18 protein-coding genes are annotated in these 20,762 nt (G+C 36.0%); 1 reads left to right on the forward strand and 17 read right to left on the reverse strand.

Features of this window, described 5'->3' with window-relative positions; translation table 11 throughout:
- Positions 1-140: 140 nt before the first annotated feature.
- The 10 genes from scrK to JF73_RS09345 form a co-directional block, all read right to left on the reverse strand.
- Complete coding sequence (gene scrK, locus JF73_RS06850) at positions 141-1,013, reverse strand: fructokinase ScrK (RefSeq protein WP_046327543.1); 873 nt, start codon at positions 1,011-1,013, stop codon at positions 141-143.
- Positions 1,014-1,282: 269 nt separating this feature from the next.
- Entirely contained in the window at positions 1,283-1,909 is a 627-nt protein-coding gene (locus tag JF73_RS06855) for a hypothetical protein (protein ID WP_046327544.1), read from the reverse strand.
- Between the two features lie 152 nt (positions 1,910-2,061).
- Positions 2,062-3,336: a UDP-N-acetylglucosamine 1-carboxyvinyltransferase gene (gene murA / locus JF73_RS06860; protein WP_046327545.1), complete on the reverse strand. Its 1,275-nt coding sequence runs from the start codon at positions 3,334-3,336 to the stop codon at positions 2,062-2,064.
- 128 nt (positions 3,337-3,464) lie between these two features.
- Positions 3,465-5,084 (reverse strand): CTP synthase, encoded by a 1,620-nt coding sequence (gene pyrG / locus JF73_RS06865; RefSeq protein ID WP_046327546.1) that lies wholly within the window; start codon positions 5,082-5,084, stop codon positions 3,465-3,467.
- A 125-nt stretch (positions 5,085-5,209) separates the two neighbouring features.
- Positions 5,210-5,764, reverse strand: a complete 555-nt coding sequence (gene rpoE / locus JF73_RS06870; protein ID WP_046327547.1) for a DNA-directed RNA polymerase subunit delta — start codon at positions 5,762-5,764, stop codon at positions 5,210-5,212.
- Positions 5,765-5,811: 47 nt separating this feature from the next.
- Positions 5,812-6,216 (reverse strand): DUF1934 family protein, encoded by a 405-nt coding sequence (locus tag JF73_RS06875; RefSeq protein ID WP_046327548.1) that lies wholly within the window; start codon positions 6,214-6,216, stop codon positions 5,812-5,814.
- 127 nt (positions 6,217-6,343) lie between these two features.
- Positions 6,344-6,517: an MFS transporter gene (locus tag JF73_RS09645; protein ID WP_143435115.1), complete on the reverse strand. Its 174-nt coding sequence runs from the start codon at positions 6,515-6,517 to the stop codon at positions 6,344-6,346.
- A gap of 168 nt (positions 6,518-6,685) precedes the next feature.
- The gene (locus JF73_RS09855; RefSeq protein ID WP_257011503.1) at positions 6,686-7,417 is read right to left on the reverse strand and encodes an ATP-binding cassette domain-containing protein; all 732 of its coding nucleotides are present in this window, start codon (positions 7,415-7,417) and stop codon (positions 6,686-6,688) included.
- A 180-nt stretch (positions 7,418-7,597) separates the two neighbouring features.
- Positions 7,598-8,290, reverse strand: coding sequence for an ABC transporter transmembrane domain-containing protein (locus JF73_RS09860; RefSeq protein ID WP_257011504.1), 693 nt, complete (start codon positions 8,288-8,290; stop codon positions 7,598-7,600).
- A gap of 475 nt (positions 8,291-8,765) precedes the next feature.
- Positions 8,766-9,596, reverse strand: a complete 831-nt coding sequence (locus tag JF73_RS09345) for a helix-turn-helix domain-containing protein (protein ID WP_052727781.1) — start codon at positions 9,594-9,596, stop codon at positions 8,766-8,768.
- Positions 9,597-9,795: 199 nt separating this feature from the next.
- Between JF73_RS09345 and JF73_RS06890 the strand changes: the two genes are divergently transcribed.
- Positions 9,796-11,154: an HD domain-containing protein gene (locus tag JF73_RS06890; protein ID WP_046327549.1), complete on the forward strand. Its 1,359-nt coding sequence runs from the start codon at positions 9,796-9,798 to the stop codon at positions 11,152-11,154.
- Between the two features lie 53 nt (positions 11,155-11,207).
- Here JF73_RS06890 and JF73_RS06895 read toward each other — a convergent pair whose 3' ends face one another.
- From JF73_RS06895 to JF73_RS06925, 7 genes are all read right to left on the reverse strand, one after another.
- Positions 11,208-12,800: an ATP-binding cassette domain-containing protein gene (locus JF73_RS06895; protein ID WP_046327550.1), complete on the reverse strand. Its 1,593-nt coding sequence runs from the start codon at positions 12,798-12,800 to the stop codon at positions 11,208-11,210.
- 91 nt (positions 12,801-12,891) lie between these two features.
- On the reverse strand, positions 12,892-14,481 hold the full coding sequence (locus JF73_RS06900) for an ATP-binding cassette domain-containing protein (protein ID WP_046327551.1): 1,590 nt from the start codon (positions 14,479-14,481) through the stop codon (positions 12,892-12,894).
- Positions 14,471-16,072 carry an ATP-binding cassette domain-containing protein gene (locus tag JF73_RS06905; protein ID WP_046327552.1) on the reverse strand — a complete coding sequence of 534 codons (1,602 nt, stop codon included), beginning with the start codon at positions 16,070-16,072 and terminating at the stop codon, positions 14,471-14,473. The genes JF73_RS06900 and JF73_RS06905 overlap by 11 nt, the downstream gene beginning before the upstream one ends.
- A 157-nt stretch (positions 16,073-16,229) precedes the next feature.
- Positions 16,230-17,204, reverse strand: a complete 975-nt coding sequence (locus tag JF73_RS06910) for a ribose-phosphate diphosphokinase (protein ID WP_038523978.1) — start codon at positions 17,202-17,204, stop codon at positions 16,230-16,232.
- Between the two features lie 236 nt (positions 17,205-17,440).
- Positions 17,441-18,337: an N-acetylmuramic acid 6-phosphate etherase gene (murQ, locus tag JF73_RS06915; protein WP_046327553.1), complete on the reverse strand. Its 897-nt coding sequence runs from the start codon at positions 18,335-18,337 to the stop codon at positions 17,441-17,443.
- A 39-nt stretch (positions 18,338-18,376) separates the two neighbouring features.
- Positions 18,377-19,813, reverse strand: a complete 1,437-nt coding sequence (locus JF73_RS06920) for a PTS transporter subunit EIIC (RefSeq protein WP_046327554.1) — start codon at positions 19,811-19,813, stop codon at positions 18,377-18,379.
- Between the two features lie 13 nt (positions 19,814-19,826).
- The gene (locus JF73_RS06925; RefSeq protein ID WP_046327555.1) at positions 19,827-20,720 is read right to left on the reverse strand and encodes an alpha/beta hydrolase; all 894 of its coding nucleotides are present in this window, start codon (positions 20,718-20,720) and stop codon (positions 19,827-19,829) included.
- Between the last annotated feature and the right edge of the window lie 42 nt (positions 20,721-20,762).

The following is a 20,762-nucleotide window of genomic DNA, read 5'->3' on the forward strand; positions in this document are numbered from 1 at the left end:
ACTAACAAAAAAAGCATGAAGATTTTTATCTTCATGCAATTATTAATTATCTTATTACTTTCTGTTTATGCAAAATCAATTCTAAAATATGCACGTTAAACTGCTAAAGTGCCGTTTTTTAGCGCTTTACGAAAAAATATTTACTCTCTTAACAATCTTTTTGCTAAAGCAAAGTCACCGACTGTTGCTGAACCATTATTAATTATTTCGGGCATTGTGATGTATTGTTCTAATGAAGGAACATGGACATAGTCATTTAGCAAGACCTTAAAGTCACGCCGCACTTTTTCTAAGAATTGTTCACTAGTAACTCCGCCACCGAAAACAATTTTGTCTGGGCGCAAAATTAACGTGGCTTGCAAAGCAGCTTGTGCCACATAATAACTCATGACATCCCATACTGGATTTGATAACGGTACTTCCTTGCCTGGCTTGTTAAGGCGTGCCTCAAACGTTGGACCTGAAACCAGACCCTCTAAACAATCCTGATGAAAAGGACAAACGCCAGCAAAATTCATATCATCCGGATGACGTTTAACTTTGACATGACCCATTTCAGGGTGACCTAAAGAACCCACTAATTTACCATTAATAATTGCTCCGCCGCCTACACCGGTACCAATGGTGTAATAAACCAGAGAATCCACGTCTTCATTTGCAAGTTGCGCCATGACGTACTCACCATAAGCAGAGCCGTTAACATCGGTAGTAAAGAAAACCGGAACTTTAATTGTCTTAGTCAATCGCCCTACAAAGTCTGTATTAGCCCAACCTTTTTTGGGAGTATCAGTTATATAACCATAATTAGGTGCTGTTTTTCTGACTTCAATTGGTCCAAAAGATGCAATACCAATTGCATCGACAGCAAATTGCTTAAAATAATCTACGGTTTTTTGCAACGTTTCTGCCGGCGTTGTCGTGGGAAAAGTGGTTTGATCCTTTATTTGATAATTTTCATTACCAATAGCACAAACAAACTTGGTACCGCCAGCTTCAATTGATCCTAATAACATTTATAACTCCTTAATTGACCTTTCGTTTCAATTACTTTTTTATTATAACTCTGAATCAGAATCTAAAAAATTTTTTCAAATAAAGAGTGTTCTCTCTTGCAAGCCATATAAAACAGTTACTTATTAAAAAAGCCCGAAGCAATCATACTTCAGGCTTTATAATTTATTTAAATAATGTTATTTATCTTATCTATATTAAGTCTTTGAACAATTTTCAATCAGTAGTAGCGGTATTACCACATAATTCTATACTTGATCTATTCCTTTAATTAATCAGGATACTTTCCAATTAATAGCACTGGTATTTCTCCCATAGTCCCATACTTAACAAATTCTTTTAGTTCTTTGATAGATGTCCGTGCGATTTTCTTTTCGTGTCCTGTCAATTCATTAGCTAATGTTTCAGCTTTAGCTAATAGTTCTGCAGTTGGCTTATTATTATCTCTAGCCGTCGTAACATCCAGCTCTGCCTGCACCAAAGGTTTCAGCTTTTCATCTTCTGTATTTTTGTTATATATACCAGTTAGATATGTAGTAGAACCCTTATATTTACCATCTTTTGAAACTAAATCAACAAACATGCCATTATGAATTGGCCTAACTTTTTTAACTTTAAAAAGTGTATTGTTCTTGACAATCTTTTTAATGACTTTAGTACTATAGGGTTTACCAGTAGCCTTATATAAGGCACCCTTTGTGGCATCAGTTAGTTTAAAAACATAACCGGCCTTAGCAAACTTTTTGGACAAAGTCTTTTTTGAATAGTGAAAGAGTGTTTCTGCGCTTGTAACAGCTTTTGCTCCAACATTGTTTACAGAAAAAACTGTTCCGACAGGAACGCTTAGCAAAACCGCAGCTATGACAGTTTTAGAAAATTTATGAAAGTCCTTTTTCATTTTTATACCTCATTATTTCATCTTTTAGTAATAATAATGTAATTATATTACGTTCTTATTACAAAAGAAATAATAAAGTGTTTTTTATAATTTAAAAATATAAACAAATAGACTAATCATTAAGATTAGCCTACTTATCAGTTACTATTAAATTATTTATTAGGTACATCCTGAATTTTTACATCAGCACCTAGCAAACGCAATTTTTCTTGTACTCGGTCGTAACCCCGTAAGATATTGCCAGCATTATTAATTACCGTTTTGCCCTCTGCCATTAATCCGGCAATCATAAGGCAAGCTCCTGCGCGAATTTCTCCTGCAGAAACTGTAGCACCGTGAAGTTTAGCAGTAGGATGAATTAAAATAATGCTGTCTTCAACTTTGATGTCTGCACCCATTTTGCATAATTGCTTGATATGGCCAATCCTTTTAGGATATATTTGGTCAATAATCACGCCTTCACCGCTTTTAGCAGATAGTAAAAGAGGTGTAACCGGCTGCTGTAAATCAGTCGCAAATGCGGGATAAGAACCCGTTCTAATCTGCGTCATCTTCAAGTCACCAGCAGGATAGACAAATAAAGAATCTTCAGTAGCATCTATCACTAGACCCATTTCTTCAACTTTGGCTAAATATGAGTCCAAGTGCTCCTCAATAATGTTATGAATGCGAATACCATTTCCAATACAGCCAGCTAACGAAATATAAGTGCCGGCTTCAATCCGGTCAGGGATAATTGTATGAGGTGTCTTGGCTTCAAGCCGCTTGACGCCCTCAATTCTAATGGAATCCGTTCCAGCACCTCTGATAACAGCTCCCATATTATTCAAAAAAGTTGCTAAATCAATTATTTCAGGTTCTTTAGCAGCATTGTTGATAATAGTTTGGCCCTGAGCAGTAACGGAAGCCATTATTATATTCATCGTTGCGCCCACGGAAGGCATTTCTAAATGTATTGTGGCTCCATGCAAACCATCAGCCGGAGCCGTAATTTTTATTTGATCATCTTCATTTTTTACACATGCGCCTAAGGCTTCAAATCCCTTAATATGTTGGTCAATGGGGCGGGGACCGATATCATCTCCACCAGGGAAGCCCACAACAGCCTTACCAAAACGACCAAGAAGAGCTCCCATAAAGTAATAGGAAGCACGTAAACTCTTGATTTTACCACTTGGCAATGGGCTCATCTTAATGTGTTCTGGATTGATACGCAATGTCGTATTATTAAAGTCACTGACGACATCCATTTCACTTAACAGATCCATTAAGTTGTCAACATCTGCAATTCTGGGAACGCCTTCCAAAATTACTGGTGTTCGCGACAAAATTGAAGCTGGAATCAGTGCAACGGTTGAGTTTTTGGCACCACCGATCCAGACATCACCCTGCAGGGGCTTTCCACCATGAATAATCATTTGCTTCATTGGCGAAAAAATCCTTTTCTATTTCGTTTAGTCATAATAATGTTAAAGGAATTTAACAGAAAAAACAAGAGAAGACCTTCGCCTTCCCCCGTCCAAAAATTTGATTTTGTATTATCTAATTACGCCAATTAAAGCTTTTCTTCAGGAAGACCGCTAGCAGCGCCAATAAATGCCTTGTATAGACCTTCTGGTCTTTGCGGCCTACTTAAAAATTCTGGGTGATATTGTGCAGCGATAAAGAATTTATTTTTAGTCAATTCAATAATTTCAACTAAATGATTATCTGGTGAAACACCGGCAAAAGTCATACCCGCTTTTTCAAAAGCATCACGAAATTCATTATTAAATTCATAACGGTGACGGTGACGCTCTTGGATGACATCCTGATTGTCATAAGCAGCAGCTGTCTTTGTGCCCTTCTTCAAGGTTGCAGGATAAAGACCTAAACGCAGCGTGCCGCCGATATTTTCTTCATCTCGCTTATCAGCCATAATATCAATTACATTGTGCTTAGTTTTAGGATCAGCTTCAGTTGTGTTCGCATCTTGATATCCCAAAACATCACGGGCAAATTCAATAGTAGCCATTTGCATACCCAAACACACACCCAAAAATGGAATATCATTTTCACGGGCATATTTAATCGCGGTAATCATTCCTTCAAAGCCACGTGAACCAAAGCCGCCAGGAACAATTAAACCGTCGGATCCTTGCATGTAGTCAGCAATATTATCTTCAGTAACATCTTCTGCTTGCACCTTGTTAATTACAACATTGGTGTTATAAGCATAGCCGGCATGTTTGAGCGCGTCGGTTACAGAAATATAAGCATCTTCAAGTTCAACGTACTTGCCGACTAAAGTAATCTTAGTGGTGTGCTTAAGATTCTTAACCCGCTCGTCAAGTCGTTGCCATTCTTCCATATCAGCTTCATCTTTAGGACTCTTGATATGTAAGAAATCACAAACTTTTTGATCCATTCCCTGCTTTTGGAAAGCTAGTGGCAAATCAAAAAGTGATGGAGCGTTAATGGACTCGATAATACGGTCAACCGGTACATCAGTAAAGTTCGAAATCTTATCTTTATGTTCTTGGTCAATCGGCATTTCTGCACGTAAAACGAGCATATTAGGTTGGATTCCGATACTCCGTAATTCAGCTACTGAATGTTGAGTTGGCTTAGTTTTCATTTCTTGAGCTGCGTGGAGATAAGGTACTAAAGTACAGTGAATGTACATCACGTTTTCTTCACCGACTTCACGCCGCATTTGTCTAATAGCTTCCATGAAAGGAGTAGATTCAATATCGCCAACAGTACCACCAATTTCTGAAATGACAACATCAGAATCAGTAGTTAAACCGGCTCGCATAATTTTTTGCTTGATCATGTCTGTAATATGAGGAATTACTTGAACGGTCGCACCGTGATAATCGCCCCGGCGTTCTTTTTCCAATACTTCTTTATAAATCTTACCGGTTGTGACGTTTGAATATTTACTTGTCCTTACATCAACGATTCTTTCATAGTGACCCAGATCAAGGTCCGCCTCAGTACCATCATCAGTGACGAATACCTCACCATGTTGATAAGGATTCATTGTTCCGGGGTCAATGTTAATGTAGGGATCAAACTTTTGCATCGTAACCTTTAATCCGCGGTTTTTTAATAGTCGACCTAAGCTAGAAGCGGTAATTCCTTTGCCCAGTGAAGAAACGACACCGCCAGTAACGAAGATATATTTTGTCATTAGCCAAACTCCTTTGCAAAAAATAGAAATAATCAAAAATAAAAAAAGCTCCCATACGGGAGCTTAAACGCACATAACGTGCCCAAATAAAATACTATCTATTTTAAGACTCAAAGTCAAGAAAATTATTCGTCTTCATCTTCATCGCCGTCATCATTTAATTCAGATAACTGACCTTCAATGCCGTCTGGTAAATCTTCATCATCTTCATCATCGGTATTGACATAATCTTCGTCATCGTCAAAGTCATCAGTTTCATCATCTGCGGTGGCGTCTAAATCTTCATCTTCTGGGTCATCATTATCATAATCAATAATATCATCGCTACCAGTAGCAGTTGCTAAGAAGGCGTTAACTTTCTTATGGTGGGTACGAGTATCCTCCTCGTCCTCATCTTCAGGGTGGTTAACTTCTTCATCCACTGATTCATAAGGAAACCATGAACGAAGTGCCCAGACATTTTCACCCATAGAAATGAACTCACCATTAGTGTTCATATCAGTATAAAATTGGGGCAAACGTTCCCTTATTTCTTCATCACTCACGCCTAAGTATTTTTGCACGGCATTAACAATATCAGCGAAAGCCATTCTTTTATTGTTGTCTTCCAGAATTGCGCGAGCAACTTCAATCATTGATAATTCATTGCGATTTTTATTTTTAAAGTCGTTTAATCCCACAATTGTATTCCTCTCTCTTAAACAGTCTTTTTTATTTTACTAGGCGTTCAAGTAAAAATCAATGTGATGGTATAGTTACCTATTAAGTATAGACCACTATAAAGGTCATATTCAATCTGAAGTTCACGTGAACCATCATTTTTAGGGAAAAATTTAATAAATTTTGTCGTGCTTTGTAAGTCCATCTGATAACCTTGCGCAATATAGCGGCAATTCATCCGCTCACCAACAATAAAATGTAATTGCGAGTAATTATTCTTATCAGTTCCACGCCTAATTATTACATTATTTTCTCTAATTAAAATTTTAACTGGAATTTGATTGTCTTCCAAATATGAAACTCTGACAGCTCCCTCTGAGTCAGTTAAATTACCTTGAGCTTGTTTTTTAAAAGTTTCACTTTCTTTACCCTGAATAATTCTACTAGTAAAATCGATTTTTACTTTAGTCATATACTTGATTTCTTTACAATAAAAAAGCTAATCAGGTTGATTAGCTAAAATAGCTCATTATTTTTATATCATTTTAGCAGACAACATTATAAAATAAATTATTTTATTATGCCAGTAATTACTCTAATTAGTTCTTTTTAGGCACTGATAGCAAAATATTAATACCACCAATTATAATTAGGCTTGTACAAACAACAATAATAAATTTTTCACCAACATGATCAAGAATTATTCCAGCAACAATTGACGAAGCGGGCTCACCAATATTGGCAGCGGTAACTTTTTGAGAATTTTTTACCAATATTTTGTTAAGCCTTCATCTTATTCTCTTTTTCTAACATGATTTTCCTCTAAAGGTTTTCTTTTTAATAATATCATTTCCCATTAATTGCTTAAAATAAGCAATTATTTTTTAATGGTTTGCGTCGCATTTAAGTTATATTTACCAAAAACGGTAATTATTAGTTAACTAAACAGTTATGATTTGGTCAAATTTATCTTTATTTTCTTCGTGTAACTGGTGACTGACGAATACAACAGTAATTTTAGGCAGATTTAAAAAGTCATTTTCTACTTTAATTGCGCCTGCTTTGTCCAAGCTGCTGGTCGATTCATCGAGTAAGTATAACTTGCGATTTCTAAGTAACCCACGAGCTAGTGCCAAACGCTGCTTTTGTCCGCCTGATAAACTAGCACCACCTTCGCCAACTGGGGTATCTAACTTTTGCGGCAAAGAGCTCACAAAGTCCCATAAATCAGCCTTTTCCAGTGCAGATTTTATTTCTTCATCAGTAAAATGTTGACCTAGTTCCAGATTATAGCGCACTGTATCATTAAAAAGATATGCAGTTTGATCAATATAAACTATATTGGCGCGTAAGGTACTATTAGCAATATTTTTATACTCAGTATTATCTAATTCAAGTTCTCCCGTATAATCGGTTAAACGGCCAGCCAAAATTTTTAGAAGAGTACTCTTGCCACTTCCTGATTCGCCATCCACCGCAATTTTTTGCCCGTCATCTATTTTAAAATTAAGTGGTTTTTTAAATACTGGTTTATCTGGATGATATGCAATTTGTAAATTTTTAGCTGAAATATTGATAGTAGCAATTTTTCTATCACCTTCAATATTAGCTTTAATCGGTTCATCTAATTGATATTTGCTAAAAATCGGATTGAGTGCCTGCAACTCAGTCAAAATCGGTGCAATAACAGCTAATGAATTAAAAACATTAAAGGCCAGCGAAGTAGATGAATTAATTACCCCAATAGTTACCTGCTTTTCTAAAATCAGAAAACCTGTCCAAGCCTGAATAGCTACTTGACTAATAACATTGCTGGCGCCAGCTATACTGCTATTATATGAACTGTACTTTGCTTACCGAACCTTTGCCCCAATTAACTTTTTAACGGCGCTAGTGATCCGCTTTTCTATCTGCTGTTCAGCGGTAAAAATATTATAGGTGGCAAAGCCTTGCAGACAATCATTAATTACATTAACTACTTTTTCATTTTCCTTACTAGTAGTGAAGTTGCTGCTGGCAACTTTTTTACGCACAAGTTGCGGTAATCCTAAAGTAAAAAAGGTTAAAATGATCACTAGTGGTAAAAAAGTCCAATTAAATTTGAGCAATGCAATTAAAGAGAAAACTGAATCGCCAAAAATTTGCACCATAGAGAATAAATTGGTAAAACCATTTTCTTCAATTAAATTCATATCATTAGTCAGCCATGAGGTGTAAACTCCAGTATCATGTTGTTCAAAACGTGAAACCGAATAGTTCTCTAAGTGCAAAATAATATCTTGCCGTAATCTTAAACTTAGGAATTGAACTGTTTTTACACTTAAAACCTGCTCACTAATTAGAAAAATGGTCATTACCAAAAATAGTAAAATGTTGAGCAAAATGTACTTAAAAAAGCCTTGAAAGTCAAGCTTTATCAAGCTATTCAAAATAAAAACATTAATTAATGAATTAAGCACCCGAAAAACAGAACAAATCAGTTGTAGAATAACTACCACTGTCACTTTTCCCGGTTCTTGTTTAACGTATTTAAATAGATTTTTCATAGTAATGTGACCTATAAGTTTTTTATTTCATAGTTTATCTGACATGCTATAGCAAAAGCTGTTTGTAAATAAGTGTATCATGATTAATCCTAAATTAAAATCTCATTTTCAATTAATTTAGGCTGTAAAAATTAGCTAAATTATTATAAAAAAGAAGATGCAAAAAAAGAGTAAAAATATTAAAAATATTTTTACTCTTTTAAGATCATATAACATATATTCATTAAATTAATACAAAGATATAAGTTATATAAACTAGGTATAAACTTTTTAATTTTTTTGCATCAAACTCGATAGCAGTTCTATTACTTAAAAAATTTGAAGTAACAATAAAACTGATATTAACGTTGAGGCATTACAACGATTACATCTCTCAACAAATCCATAATATATCTCCTTTTATATCAATATCTTTAACACCTTTTATGCTACTACTAATAGCATTATTTACAAGTATATTTTCATATTTGAAAACCTATTTAGCTATCTTATTAACAAATGTGGAATATCCAGCTTTATCTAATATAACTCTAATTTCTTTAGCTTCATTTTTCTTTTGCTTAATAAGGTCTCCAAAATATAACCCTAGTATTTTGGTAAAAGCCAGATCTATTTTTTCTGGCAATCTTTTTAAAAAATTCAGTGGTTCATAGCAGTAATCAAGTTTCCCTAATTCCATACACCAATTAATATAGTTAATCATTAAACCACTTAAAGCTACTTCAGTCTTGCTTTCTACTTTTTCAGAACTATCATATCGTCTGATTACCCCTTTAACTAGAAAAGTGGCTTCTTCAAAAGAATATATTCGAATGATATTCGCTAAAATTACAATACGATAATATTCATTTTCATCAGTATCTTTTTGGAAAATCATTTTCTTAATTTGGTTTTTTTGTTTGGTCGTTAATCTTTTGAGAGCTTTTTTGTCATGAGTATTAGCTATCAATTTGGCAGCAAGTTTAGAGAACTTAATAAAAGGTGTTTGTATTTTGATTTTATCCAGTTCCTTGATTACTTTATTGATCTCGACATCATTATCTTCTGTTGCAACTTTTATAAATCTGTTAACCAAGCCATTTAATTTTTTCTCGTCATTATCTTTAATAATAATGTCTTCGAAAAATTCCTTAGGTGTAACATTATGACTTTTTAAAATTTCTAAGAAGTCATTTACACCAATATCATTCAAACCCCGCTCCACTTTAGAGTAAAAGGACACAGAAATAACGCCAGCTGCCATTTCTGTTTGTGTTAATCCCAATTGTTGGCGCAAATTTTTAAGTTTATCACCTATATAATTCATTAACTCACCTATCTCTTTTTGTTTATTTATGCACTTACAATTATGCTCACAATTGCTCAAACTAGCAAAATTTATTATTTAATTTTAATAAAAAACGCGAAAAAGATAAACTAGTTAAACTATAAGGCTTAAATTTGCTATAATTTAAGTAATTAATAACATTTTAAACAGATTTGTTAAATAGCTATAGGGGATATACATGCCAAACTTTCATAGTAATAGACTAGCTAAAGAAGTAGTTTTAAGAGATCCAGTACACGAATACATTCACATTGAAGATCAGGTTATCCTGGACATTTTAAAGACTAAAGAATTTCAGCGCATGCGTCGTATCAAGCAGTTAGGGCCGATTGCCTATGTTTTTCCCGGTGCTACTCATACCCGCTTTGAGCATAACTTGGGTGTTTATGAATTAACCCGCCGCATTTGTAATATTTTTGCCAAAAAGTACCCTTCAAGGCGCTCAGGTGATGGGCTTTGGGATGACAATAACAGGCTTTTAGTGGAATGTGCTGGTCTTCTTCACGATATTGGTCACGGGCCCTATTCTCACACTTTTGAACACCTTTTTGGAACTGATCATGAAAAAATCGGGCAAAAAATTATTATGGACCCTAGCACCGATATTAACCGCGTCTTAAGCCAAGTTTCGCCCAACTTTCCTGGCTTAGTTGCCAGCGTGATTGCAAAAACGTACCCTAATCCCCAAGTAGTAAAAATGATTTCGAGCCAAGCTGATGCTGATCGGATGGATTATCTTAAACGTGATGCCTATTTTACTGGTGTTACTTACGGTGAATTTGACTTGTCCAGAATCTTACAGGAAATTCGTCCATATAGTGATGGCATTTGCTTCACTATGGCTGGAATGCACGCTGTTGAGGACTACATCGTTTCCCGTTACCAAATGTACCAGCAGGTCTACTTTCATAGAGTTGGACGCTCAATGGAAGTTATTTTGCAACATTTACTTGAACGAGCAAAAATTGCTTACCAACAAAGCAATTTGCCGGTCACACCTAGCTTAGCAAAATTTTTAGCTGGCAATTGGGATCTTACCGATTATCTCAAATTGGATGACGGTGTGATGGAAACCAACTTTTCAATGTGGACTAAATCAAGTGATCCTATCTTAGCTGATTTGAGTAAACGTTACCTTTTCAGACAACCGCTTGCCAGTGTTTGCATTGATGAAGAAACTAAAAGCTTGCTGCCCAAGCTAAAAACGTTAATAAAACAAGCAGGTTTTGACCCTAATTATTATACCGATACCAACTCTGCATTTGATGAACCCTATGACGCTTATAAACCAAGTGGCAAAAATGCTAACAGTCAAATTGAAATCATGCAGAATGACGGTCAATTAATAGAACTATCACAACTAAGTCCGCTTGTCCGTTCACTTAACGGGACATTGCAGGGAGATGAAAGATTTTTCTTCCCCAAAGTTATGATGTCTAACAACCTTGAACCACAAATTTTTGATCCCCTGTATCAAAAGTTTCAACGTTACGTCAAAAATGGTACTCTACGCTATATTAGAAAACCCAAAAAGTAAAAAAACTGAATCACGCTAGATTCAGTTTTTTGCTGTTTTATTCGAAGACAATTTTACGCTTTAACATTTTTTACCAAGTGAATTTCTTTATCAAACAGCTGTTTCATTTGCTTGTTAAAACTGTGAGCGATAAAAATTACTGTAGCAGGGGTAGCTATAACCTCATGCAAAATTTGCATTGTTGCTTCTTGGTCAATGGCACTAGTGCCTTCATCAATCAAAATAATTTCACTCTGATGAACTAAAGCTCGTACCAAAACAATCTTTTGCCTTTGACCACCTGAAATATTCAAATTATTAAGATCAATCTTTTGTTCCAACCCGTTATCAAATTTGGCAATGTCTCCAGCTAATTGCACCTTCTCAGTCAGAGCTGTTAAAGCACCCTTTAGTTTATCGACAAACATCGTCATGTTATCGGCAATGCTGACGGGAAAGAGAACTGGATCTTGGGGAATATAACCAATTTTACTCATATCGGGTGTAACCACGACACCGTCTTTATTTTTAAAAATGACTTGACCAGAACTTGGTTTAATTTGACCTAAAATGAGTTTGAATAACGTCGATTTACCTGCTCCAGAATCACCAGTTAATAGTATTTTTTCGCCAGGTTTCACATTAACATCAGGAAAGAGCAAACTCTCACCGTTAGGAAATTTTAGGCTCAGATCATGCGTACTAATTGCAGCAGGCGTTGCTACCTTTTTGGTCTCTACTTTTTCTATCGGTGCAGACGTTTTAGCAATTTCCTTATTTAAAGATTCGGTTCCCTTCATTTGACCATAGCGACTAACTATAAGTTCAATACTTTGCCTTAAATAGAAATTACAATTGCCTACTCCAGTGATTGCACCAAATGCTACTACTTTAGCTTGGAACAAATAACCTGCCAGTATGAACAAAATTATAGAAAAAGAAATGGATACTAATCCGTTAATAATAGACAGTAACTGCATCACGCCATTTTGCTTAATATTGGCATCTTCTAAATTTTTACCAGCCGCACTAGTTATTTTAAATAGCTTATCTCCCGCAAAATAGCGTTGAATTTCTGCCAGACCGTTCAGCCATTTTTCCAAGCAGTCAAGATATTTACTATTACTTTCAGAAATTTGATTCATCGACTTTTGCAATGGCTTTTCTAATAATTTGGGTAAAGCTAATGAAATAGCTACCATTAAAGCAATTGTCAAAAGTAAACTCCAGTGTAATGAGATCAGTAGAACAACTACAGATATTAAATTGATGACACCACCAATTAGAGTAAAGAATGGCGTGAAATAATTTTCCTGACTTTGAACCAAGTCATTTGTCAACCGATTTTGAATTTGAGCAACAGAATGTTCTTTTTGATCTGCATAAAAGTGAGATACAGATCTTTTTCTGATATGAAAATTAAATTCCTCTTGTTGTTTTGATAGAAGGAACGCATTCAGTCCTTGTATTAAATATTGAAATAGGAAAGCGATAAAGGAAATAACTGTCATAAGTAAAAACTGGTGCAATTTTTGTTGCTGAATTGCTGTAGTTTCCAGCATAACTAATTGTGTAGTTACAATTGGTAAAGCCCATTCCAAAATCGTGGTCAAAATCAGTATCATGAAGCGTAAAGGGTTTTGTCTGTACAAGTCTTTGATTGTCATAGTGGTTTGTCTCTCCTTTCTTTTAGTTTATTTTTATTATCTGGGTTAAATTTTTAATGTGAAAATACAACTTGAGTTGCAAGTCACATTTTTATTTTGTTTGTTTAACTAGGTGAATTTCTCTATCAAACAGCTGTTTCATTTGCTTGTTAAAACTATGAGCAATAAAAATCACTGTGGCTGGTGTTGCTGTAACTTCCCGTAAAATTTGCATTGTTGCTTGCTGGTCAATAGCACTAGTACCCTCATCGATTAAAATAATTTCACTTTGGTGAACTAATGCCCGCACCAGAACAATTTTCTGTCTTTGACCACCTGAAATATTCAATTTATTTAAATTAATTTTTTGGTTTAAGCCTTCATCAAATTTAGCAATATCACCTGCTAGTTGCACCTTCTCTACCAGCTGAGGTAGAGCACTTTTTAGTTTATCGGCAAACATTGTCATGTTATCGGCAATGCTTACTGGAAAAAGTACCGGATCTTGGGGAATATAGCCAATTTTACTCATGTCGGGGTTAACTATATTACCATTTTTGTTTTTAAAAGTGATTTGTCCCGAACTAGGTTTAATTTGCCCTAAAATGAGTTTGAATAACGTTGATTTACCTGCTCCAGAGTCACCGGTTAAAAGAATTTTTTCACCGGCTTTTACATCAATGTCAGGAAACAGCAAGCTTTCACCATTAGGAAATTGCAAACTGAGATCGTGTGTAGTAATTGCAGCAGGTGTCGCCACTTCTTTTATTTCTTTTGTTGTTACTGGCGCGGCCGTTTGGGCAATTTCCTTGCTCAGAGCGCCCGAACCTTTCATTCTGCCGTAAGAGGTTACTATAAACTGAATTCCTTGTTTCAAGTAGTTTAGGCAATTGCCCACTCCTGTAATGACGCCGAATACAACCAGATGTTGTTTGAACAAATAACCTGCCAGTAAAAATAAAATCAATGAGAAAATTGTTGATACCAAGCCATTAATGATAGTCAATAACTGCATGACTCCATTTTGCTTAACATTAGCATCTTCTAATTCCTTCGCTGCAGCACTTGTTACCTTAAATAATTTTGCGCCACTAAGATAACTTTGTAGTTCAGCAAGTCCATTCAGCCATTTTTCCAACTTGTCAAGATACTTTTGATTACTCTTTGAAATATTAAGCATTGACTTTTGTAACGGCTTCTCAAGCAGCTTGGGTAAAGCTAAAGAGATTAGCACCATGATTAATATTGTTATGAGCAAACTCCAATGTAATGAGAGCAATAAGACAACAGTCGCAATTATAATGACTATTCCGCCAATTAAACTAAAAAGAGGGGACAGAAAATTTTGCTGACTTTGAACCAAGTCATGGGTTAAGCGGTTTTGGACTTGTGCTACTGCATGGTCTTTTTGATCTGCATAAAAATGTTTAGTGGTTTTATCCCTAATTGCAACATTATATTGTTCTTCCTGCTGAGACAAAATGTATTGTGACAGCCCCTGCAGTAAATAATCTGACATTGCACAGACAAAAGCACATACAATAGCAATTAAAAACATTTTAAAATTGCCTTGTTGAATTGCGGTTGTTTCAATAATACTGAATACCGTACTAAGAATTAACAGTGCATAGAAACTAACGTTGATTAAAAGTAAAATAATAAAACGTAAGGGATTTTGTTGATAAAAGTCTTTAATTGTCATCCGAATTACCCTTCTTTTTATTTGATTGTAAATGAATTTGATAATCAAATTTTTCTTTTAATTCGGGGCTAAAATTATGAGCAATCATTAAAACCGTCTTATCAGTATCAAGTAAATCACCAATGATTGCACTAGTGGCATTACTGTCTATTGCACTAGTAGCCTCGTCTAGTAGCAGAAACGGCTCATCATGAACTTCCGCTCGAGCTAAGACTACCTTTTGTCTTTGTCCACCTGATAGGTTGCCCTGATCCAGATCAACCACAGTATCAATTTGCTTGGGAAACTTGGCTAAATCTGGCACTAACTGAACTCTTTGAATGACTTCTTTGAGCTTGCTAGTCAATTTACGATTAAACATCGTAATATTATTAGCAATAGTGTCAGGAAAAAGAGTTGCATCTTGAGCGACATAACCTAACTGAGCGTTTTGAGGTAAAATTTTGGTGCCGTCTTTAGCAGTGAAATAAACTTCACCTGTTTCAGGTTTAAGTTGTCCCAGTAAAACTTTGAATAAAGTCGACTTGCCTGTACCAGAATCACCAGAAAGTAAAACTTTATCACCTTTGTTGATCGTAAAATCAGGATAGGTAATACTTTCACCATTTTGATATTGCACTGTCAAATTGTGACACTCTACGCCATAAGCAACAGTACCTTTTTTTCTTTCAGGTAGTGGTTCTGTCAATTGCGCAATTTCCTGACGCAATTTTTTGGTGGATCTCATCTGCGTCATTGCACTAATAACTGACCAGAGACCATTAAAAATTGTTGAAGCGAAGCTACCAGCTATAAACCAATCACCTAAAGTAATCACATGTGCAAAAAATAACAGCCCACTCCATAAGCTTGCACCTATTTGACCAATGGCATTGCCTAAGCCATTAATGCTAATAGAAATTCCTTGCACTTTTCTTCTATAAATATTGGCTGCTGCCAGTTTCCGGCTGTCTTGACCAAGTGCTCTGTCCAAGCGAGCTCCCGCACTGTAACGGCGTAATTCTCCTAATCCAGAAAACCAATTTTCAATGGTATTTAAAAGCTGTGCGTTTTTCTTAGCTGCTGCAGCTGTAGAATTCGATAACTTTTTGGTCATAATTTTAGGTAGCATCAGCACAATAATTGCCGCTACAGCAACAAATAAAATTAATGACCAATGCAGAGTTATCAATGTGCCAATTGCAAAGACAAGACTTAACAAATTGGTCCAAATTTCAATCCAAGGTGTAGCATAATCATCTGTTAAAATCTTGAGATTGTTGCCTAACTCATTTTGCATTTCTGATACTTTATAATCGCCAGAATTGTAATACCGCTGCATTATTTGGGCACGAATGCTGTGCACACATTCCTGAATTTGTTTATTGAACAAAAAAGTACCTAACGGCAAAGACAAGACTGTGAATATCGAAAAAGCAAAATCAATAAGCATCCACAATACAAATCTTTCCCAATTACCTTTAGTTAAATCATTAATTGCATATTTAAAAAGATAGGTCGAGATTGTTCCACCCACGGCATAGGCAAAAAAGATAAACAGAATGAAAATTGCTCGTGGAATATTAGTTTTTAATAGCTCTTTGAGTGACATCGCTTTTCGTCCTTTCATTTTTACTATGATTTTATTAAACTTTAATTTAATTTTAAATGCAATCAAATTTTACCAAAAGGTCATTTTATTGAACTAAGTGGTCATTTGCCCAAACTAAAAGACCTGCTTTAATTAAGCAGATCTTCTAGTTTATCTTTTATTTGTGTTTATCTTTTTCATATCTGGTATTAAATAAAGGACTAAGTGCTTCGTGCTTTTGAATGCACTTGATTGCATCCCCAATAAGTGGACCAACCGAAACTAAAAGTGTTTTTTCCAGTTTCTTTTCAACTGGTTGATTGATGGAGTCCGTTAATACCAAGTTTTTAATCGGAGAATCGTTTAATCTTTGAATAGCAGGACCTGATAAAACTGCATGTGTAGCACTAGCATAAACTTCTGTTGCTCCAGCATCTATTAATGCTTGTGCAGCTAGGGTGATTGTTCCTGCTGTATCAATCATGTCATCAATAATGATAGCGCGCTTACCTTTAACGTTACCAATGATATTCATTACCTCTGAAACATTGGCACGTGGGCGACGCTTATCAACAATTGCAATTGGTGTCTTTAAAAACTCTGCTAGCTTGCGGGCACGAGTCACACCACCATGGTCAGGTGAAACTACCACGGCATCTTTTTGCAAATTATTCCTTAAAAAGTAATCAGCAAGTAAAGGTGCACCCATTAAATTGTCAACTGGGATATCAAAGAATCCTTGAATTTGTGGGGCGTGAAGATCAAGTGACAAAACTCTAGTTGCACCAGCTTCTTGCAACATATCAGCTACTAGTTTAGCAGTGATTGGCTCACGGGGTCTTGTTTTACGATCTTGACGAGCATAACCATAGTAAGGAATTACAATATTAATCGTCTGTGCACTGGCACGGCGCACAGCGTCAATCATGATCAACAATTCCATTAAGTTATCATTAACCGGCACACTGGTTGACTGAATTAAATATACATCTTTACCCCGGACAGATTCATCAATATTAATTTGAATTTCGCCGTCACTAAAGCGTTGAACGCTGGACTTACTTAGGGGCACCCCAACACGTTCGGCAATTTTTTCTGCCAGCGGAACGTTTGAATTAAGGGCAAACAACATCATATTGTCTTTATAAGACATAATTTCCTCCGTATTAAAATTGTTAACAACTTATTATTTTACCAAAAGTTGTCTGAAAAAGTTACTTCCTATATTATTATTCAACTTTAATGAATGACATTCAAGCCTTGAATACTAGATTAAACCGTAAAATAGGACTTTTTAACAAAATAATTCATAATTTATCAAAGAAAAACCTTTCAGTTGGTTTAAATACCATCTGAAAGGTTAGCCAAAATTATTCGTAGCCAAACATTTTATTCTCCCTGTAATACACGGCTAACATTGCCATGATATCTTGTGAGCAACTTGCCAGCTGCATTTTTATCTTTTTTAGTTTTTGCCATTATTATCGCTAAATCAACTTTGTTATCGGCTTGTTTTAAGTAAGCTAAAGCCTCCTCAGTGGTAACACTTGTAGTCTCACTTATAATGCGACATGCACGGTCAACCAACTTCGCATTAGTCGGTTGCACATCAATCATCACATTCTGGTAAACTTTACCTTGTTTGATCATTACACCGGTTGAAATCATATTTAAAATCATTTTTTGTGCTGTACCGGCTTTCATGCGTGTTGACCCTGTGACCACCTCAGGTCCAACAACTGCCTCTATCGCAATCTCGGCTGCTTGACCAATAACTGAGTTTGGCACACAAGCTACTGCAATGGTTAAGGCACCCTTTTTCTTGGCATATTCCAGTCCGCCAACAACATAAGGTGTGCGACCGCTAGCAGCCAATCCAATAACCACGTCATTAATAGCTATTTTTATCTTGTTTAAATCAGTGCTGCCCAGTACAGTAGAATCTTCTGCACCTTCTACGGCAGAAAACATTGCACCTTTACCACCGGCAATTAAACCAACTGCTCTCTCCGGTTTAATACCATACGTAGGCATTAATTCTGCAGCGTCCAGTACGCCTAAACGGCCACTGGTGCCAGCACCCATATATACTAAACGGCCACCTTGCGCATATCTTTTTGCAGCTTCATCAATCGCAAGTGCAATTTGTTTTTCTGTAAGTGCAACAGCTTGAGCTACCTTTTGATCTTCTGCATTAATCGTCTTTACCATATTAAGTGTGGACATGGTATCAATGTGAGTCGTAGCTGGATTACGAGTTTCAGTCACTAAATTTTTTATTTCCATATTATTCCTAACTTATTTTTTAATTGACAGAGTTAAATCTTATTCTGGAAATAGTTCATTAATTCGGTTTTGATCAACACCAAAGAACCAAGTACAAATGAAACCACCTAAATATGCGATTAACATGGCAATCACAAATTGTAACTGTTGTCCTGGTTGAATTATTAGTAAACCAAAAATTCCTGAAACGCCCTGAGAAACAGTCCCTAAATGAAAGAGTGAGGCTGCTATACCGCCAAAGCCGGCACCCAAACACGCAGTAATAAAGGACCTGCCTAATGGAAGTGTGACAGCGTACATTAAAGGTTCGCCAACACCTAAAATCGCAACTGGAATTGAACTCATGACCAGTTTCTTAAACCTTTTGTTCTTACTCTTAAAGTATAAAGCAAGTCCAGCTCCAACTTGACCGCCACCGGCCATTGTTAAAATGGGTAATAAATAGTTAATTCCGTGAGTAGGTCCAGTAGGATCATTCAACATAACATGGATAGGAGTTAGAGCTTGATGCAATCCTACAGAAACCAAGCCTAAGAATGTTGAGGATAACAGATAACCACCGATCCAGCTTAATTTGGTATATAAGAAATCAAGGACTACATAAATAATATTTGTTAGCCAATTTCCGACAGGCTGCAGGAAAACTACTGAAATCAAGCAGCAAAAAATTAGTGTCAAAATCGGAGTGAAAAATGTATCGAATATATTAGGCATCCATGTTCTAATCCATCTTTCCGTCAGTGCGATAAAAATACCCATAAATAAAGCGGTCAGTAAGCCACCGACACCCGTAACATAAGGTTTATTTGTGAAGGGCATAGAAATTGCAAGCGAAGCCAAAGGAAATGTTGGTAAACCTAGACTTAAACAGAAGATGCCGCCAATACCACCAAGGATCGGACTGCCTTTAAATTCTTTGGCGGCGTACATCCCTACAAATACTGGTAAAAACGCAAATAGGCCCCAGCCAATTGTTTTAATAGCCATGTACCACCAGTTATTGGCAAATGCACTGCCAGTTTGGTAGTCAATAACATTGGTAATACCATTTACCAGACCTGCGGCAATAATACCTGGTAAGAGCGGTACAAAGACATTAGCAATATGATGTAACCCTCTTTGGAGTGGTTTGTCATGCTTAGCCTTTTGGGCAGCTTTATTTTCCTGGGCTTGTTTTTTCACCTCTGCTAAATCACTGTTACCATCTTCAGTAGTGAGGTTGATATCTGCTAAATTAGCCATTATTTGAGCTACTTTCGTAACTTTTCCGGGTCCTAAAACAATTTGCAGCGTTTCTGATTGTACAACTCCTAAAACACCAGCGACTTTTTTCAAAGCATCAATACTAACTAGTGAATTATCTTTGATAGTTAAGCGCAACCTTGTCATACAAGAAACAATTTCACTTATATTTGATTTACCACCGACTAATTCTAATATTTCTTGTGCTAAATCTTGATCAGATTTTTTTGTCATTTTGCTCACCTCACTAGTTCATTTCATCCAAAGCCCAATTATAGGCATTTGGTGCAGCTTTGGCCCAATAAGTCCAGTTGTGATTATCGCCACTGTCTTTGACATATTTAACACTGATATTGTTACTTTGCAGTTTTTTCACAAAGCGGTTAACATCTTTTACCGGTACAGTAGTATCTGATGATGTGGTTTCGACAAAAAACTTGCTTTTGGCTGATTGATCACCAAGGTAATTTGTCGGGAATAAAGACTGGTAAACTTTATCCGACCAGCTCTTTTTTCCATCAGTAAACGCGTGCATGCTCATTTTAATAGGGTTAGTGTTAGGCAGGTTATACCACACTGAAGGTGAAATCAAAACTGCCTTACCAAACAAGTTAGGATATTTCAGGACAAATCTGGCTGCTCCATAGCCACCCATTGAAATCCCACCAATTGCCGTGTGATCAGGATCTGTTTTAGTTTTATAAAGTTTATTAATTGTCGGCACCATGTCGTGAACGATGGCATCTTCCATTGGCAAGCCGTCTTTTTGATTAACGTAAAAACTGTTAAACCCATCTACAAAAACCACTATCATTTTCTTGTTCTTGCGGTGAACTAAACCATCCAAGATCTGTTGAGAATTAAACCTTTCAAGTAAGTTCCTGTGATTGCCGTTTACACCGTGCAGCATGTATAAAACAGGATATTTTTTACTGCCACTAGGGTCATAACCCGCTGGCAGATAGACATCATAATTCCAGTCCAAGTGCATTTTTTTGGAATACATCGTAGTAGTAACTACTTGACTCTGATTTGGCTTGACAGCAGGATTAGCTGCCTTCTTTTTACTGCCACAACCAGCTAAGAAGAAGACAATCGGAAGTAGCGTTAAAATTGCTAATCCGCATTTTTTAATTTTCATTTTCGACTCCTTTAATAAGATTACAGAAAAATAATTTAAGTG

The organism is Lactobacillus helsingborgensis, assembly GCF_000970855.1.
Lineage (GTDB): Bacteria > Bacillota > Bacilli > Lactobacillales > Lactobacillaceae > Lactobacillus > Lactobacillus helsingborgensis.

Excerpts from the sequence above, each read along its gene's own strand:
- JF73_RS09345 (WP_052727781.1), bottom strand. The coding sequence starts at position 9,596 with ATGAATTATATAGGTGATAAACTTAAAAATTTGCGCCAACAATTGGGA.
- JF73_RS06875 (WP_046327548.1), bottom strand. The coding sequence starts at position 6,216 with ATGACTAAAGTAAAAATCGATTTTACTAGTAGAATTATTCAGGGTAAA.
- JF73_RS06920 (WP_046327554.1), bottom strand. The coding sequence starts at position 19,813 with ATGACAAAAAAATCTGATCAAGATTTAGCACAAGAAATATTAGAATTA.
- pyrG (WP_046327546.1), bottom strand. The coding sequence starts at position 5,084 with ATGACAAAATATATCTTCGTTACTGGCGGTGTCGTTTCTTCACTGGGC.
- murQ (WP_046327553.1), bottom strand. The coding sequence starts at position 18,337 with ATGGAAATAAAAAATTTAGTGACTGAAACTCGTAATCCAGCTACGACT.
- murA (WP_046327545.1), bottom strand. The coding sequence starts at position 3,336 with ATGAAGCAAATGATTATTCATGGTGGAAAGCCCCTGCAGGGTGATGTC.
- JF73_RS06910 (WP_038523978.1), bottom strand. The coding sequence starts at position 17,204 with ATGTCTTATAAAGACAATATGATGTTGTTTGCCCTTAATTCAAACGTT.
- JF73_RS06890 (WP_046327549.1), top strand. The coding sequence starts at position 9,796 with ATGCCAAACTTTCATAGTAATAGACTAGCTAAAGAAGTAGTTTTAAGA.
- JF73_RS06855 (WP_046327544.1), bottom strand. The coding sequence starts at position 1,909 with ATGAAAAAGGACTTTCATAAATTTTCTAAAACTGTCATAGCTGCGGTT.
- JF73_RS06895 (WP_046327550.1), bottom strand. The coding sequence starts at position 12,800 with ATGACAATCAAAGACTTGTACAGACAAAACCCTTTACGCTTCATGATA.
- JF73_RS09860 (WP_257011504.1), bottom strand. The coding sequence starts at position 8,290 with ATGAAAAATCTATTTAAATACGTTAAACAAGAACCGGGAAAAGTGACA.
- JF73_RS06925 (WP_046327555.1), bottom strand. The coding sequence starts at position 20,720 with ATGAAAATTAAAAAATGCGGATTAGCAATTTTAACGCTACTTCCGATT.
- JF73_RS06900 (WP_046327551.1), bottom strand. The coding sequence starts at position 14,481 with ATGACAATTAAAGACTTTTATCAACAAAATCCCTTACGTTTTATTATT.
- JF73_RS06905 (WP_046327552.1), bottom strand. The coding sequence starts at position 16,072 with ATGTCACTCAAAGAGCTATTAAAAACTAATATTCCACGAGCAATTTTC.
- scrK (WP_046327543.1), bottom strand. The coding sequence starts at position 1,013 with ATGTTATTAGGATCAATTGAAGCTGGCGGTACCAAGTTTGTTTGTGCT.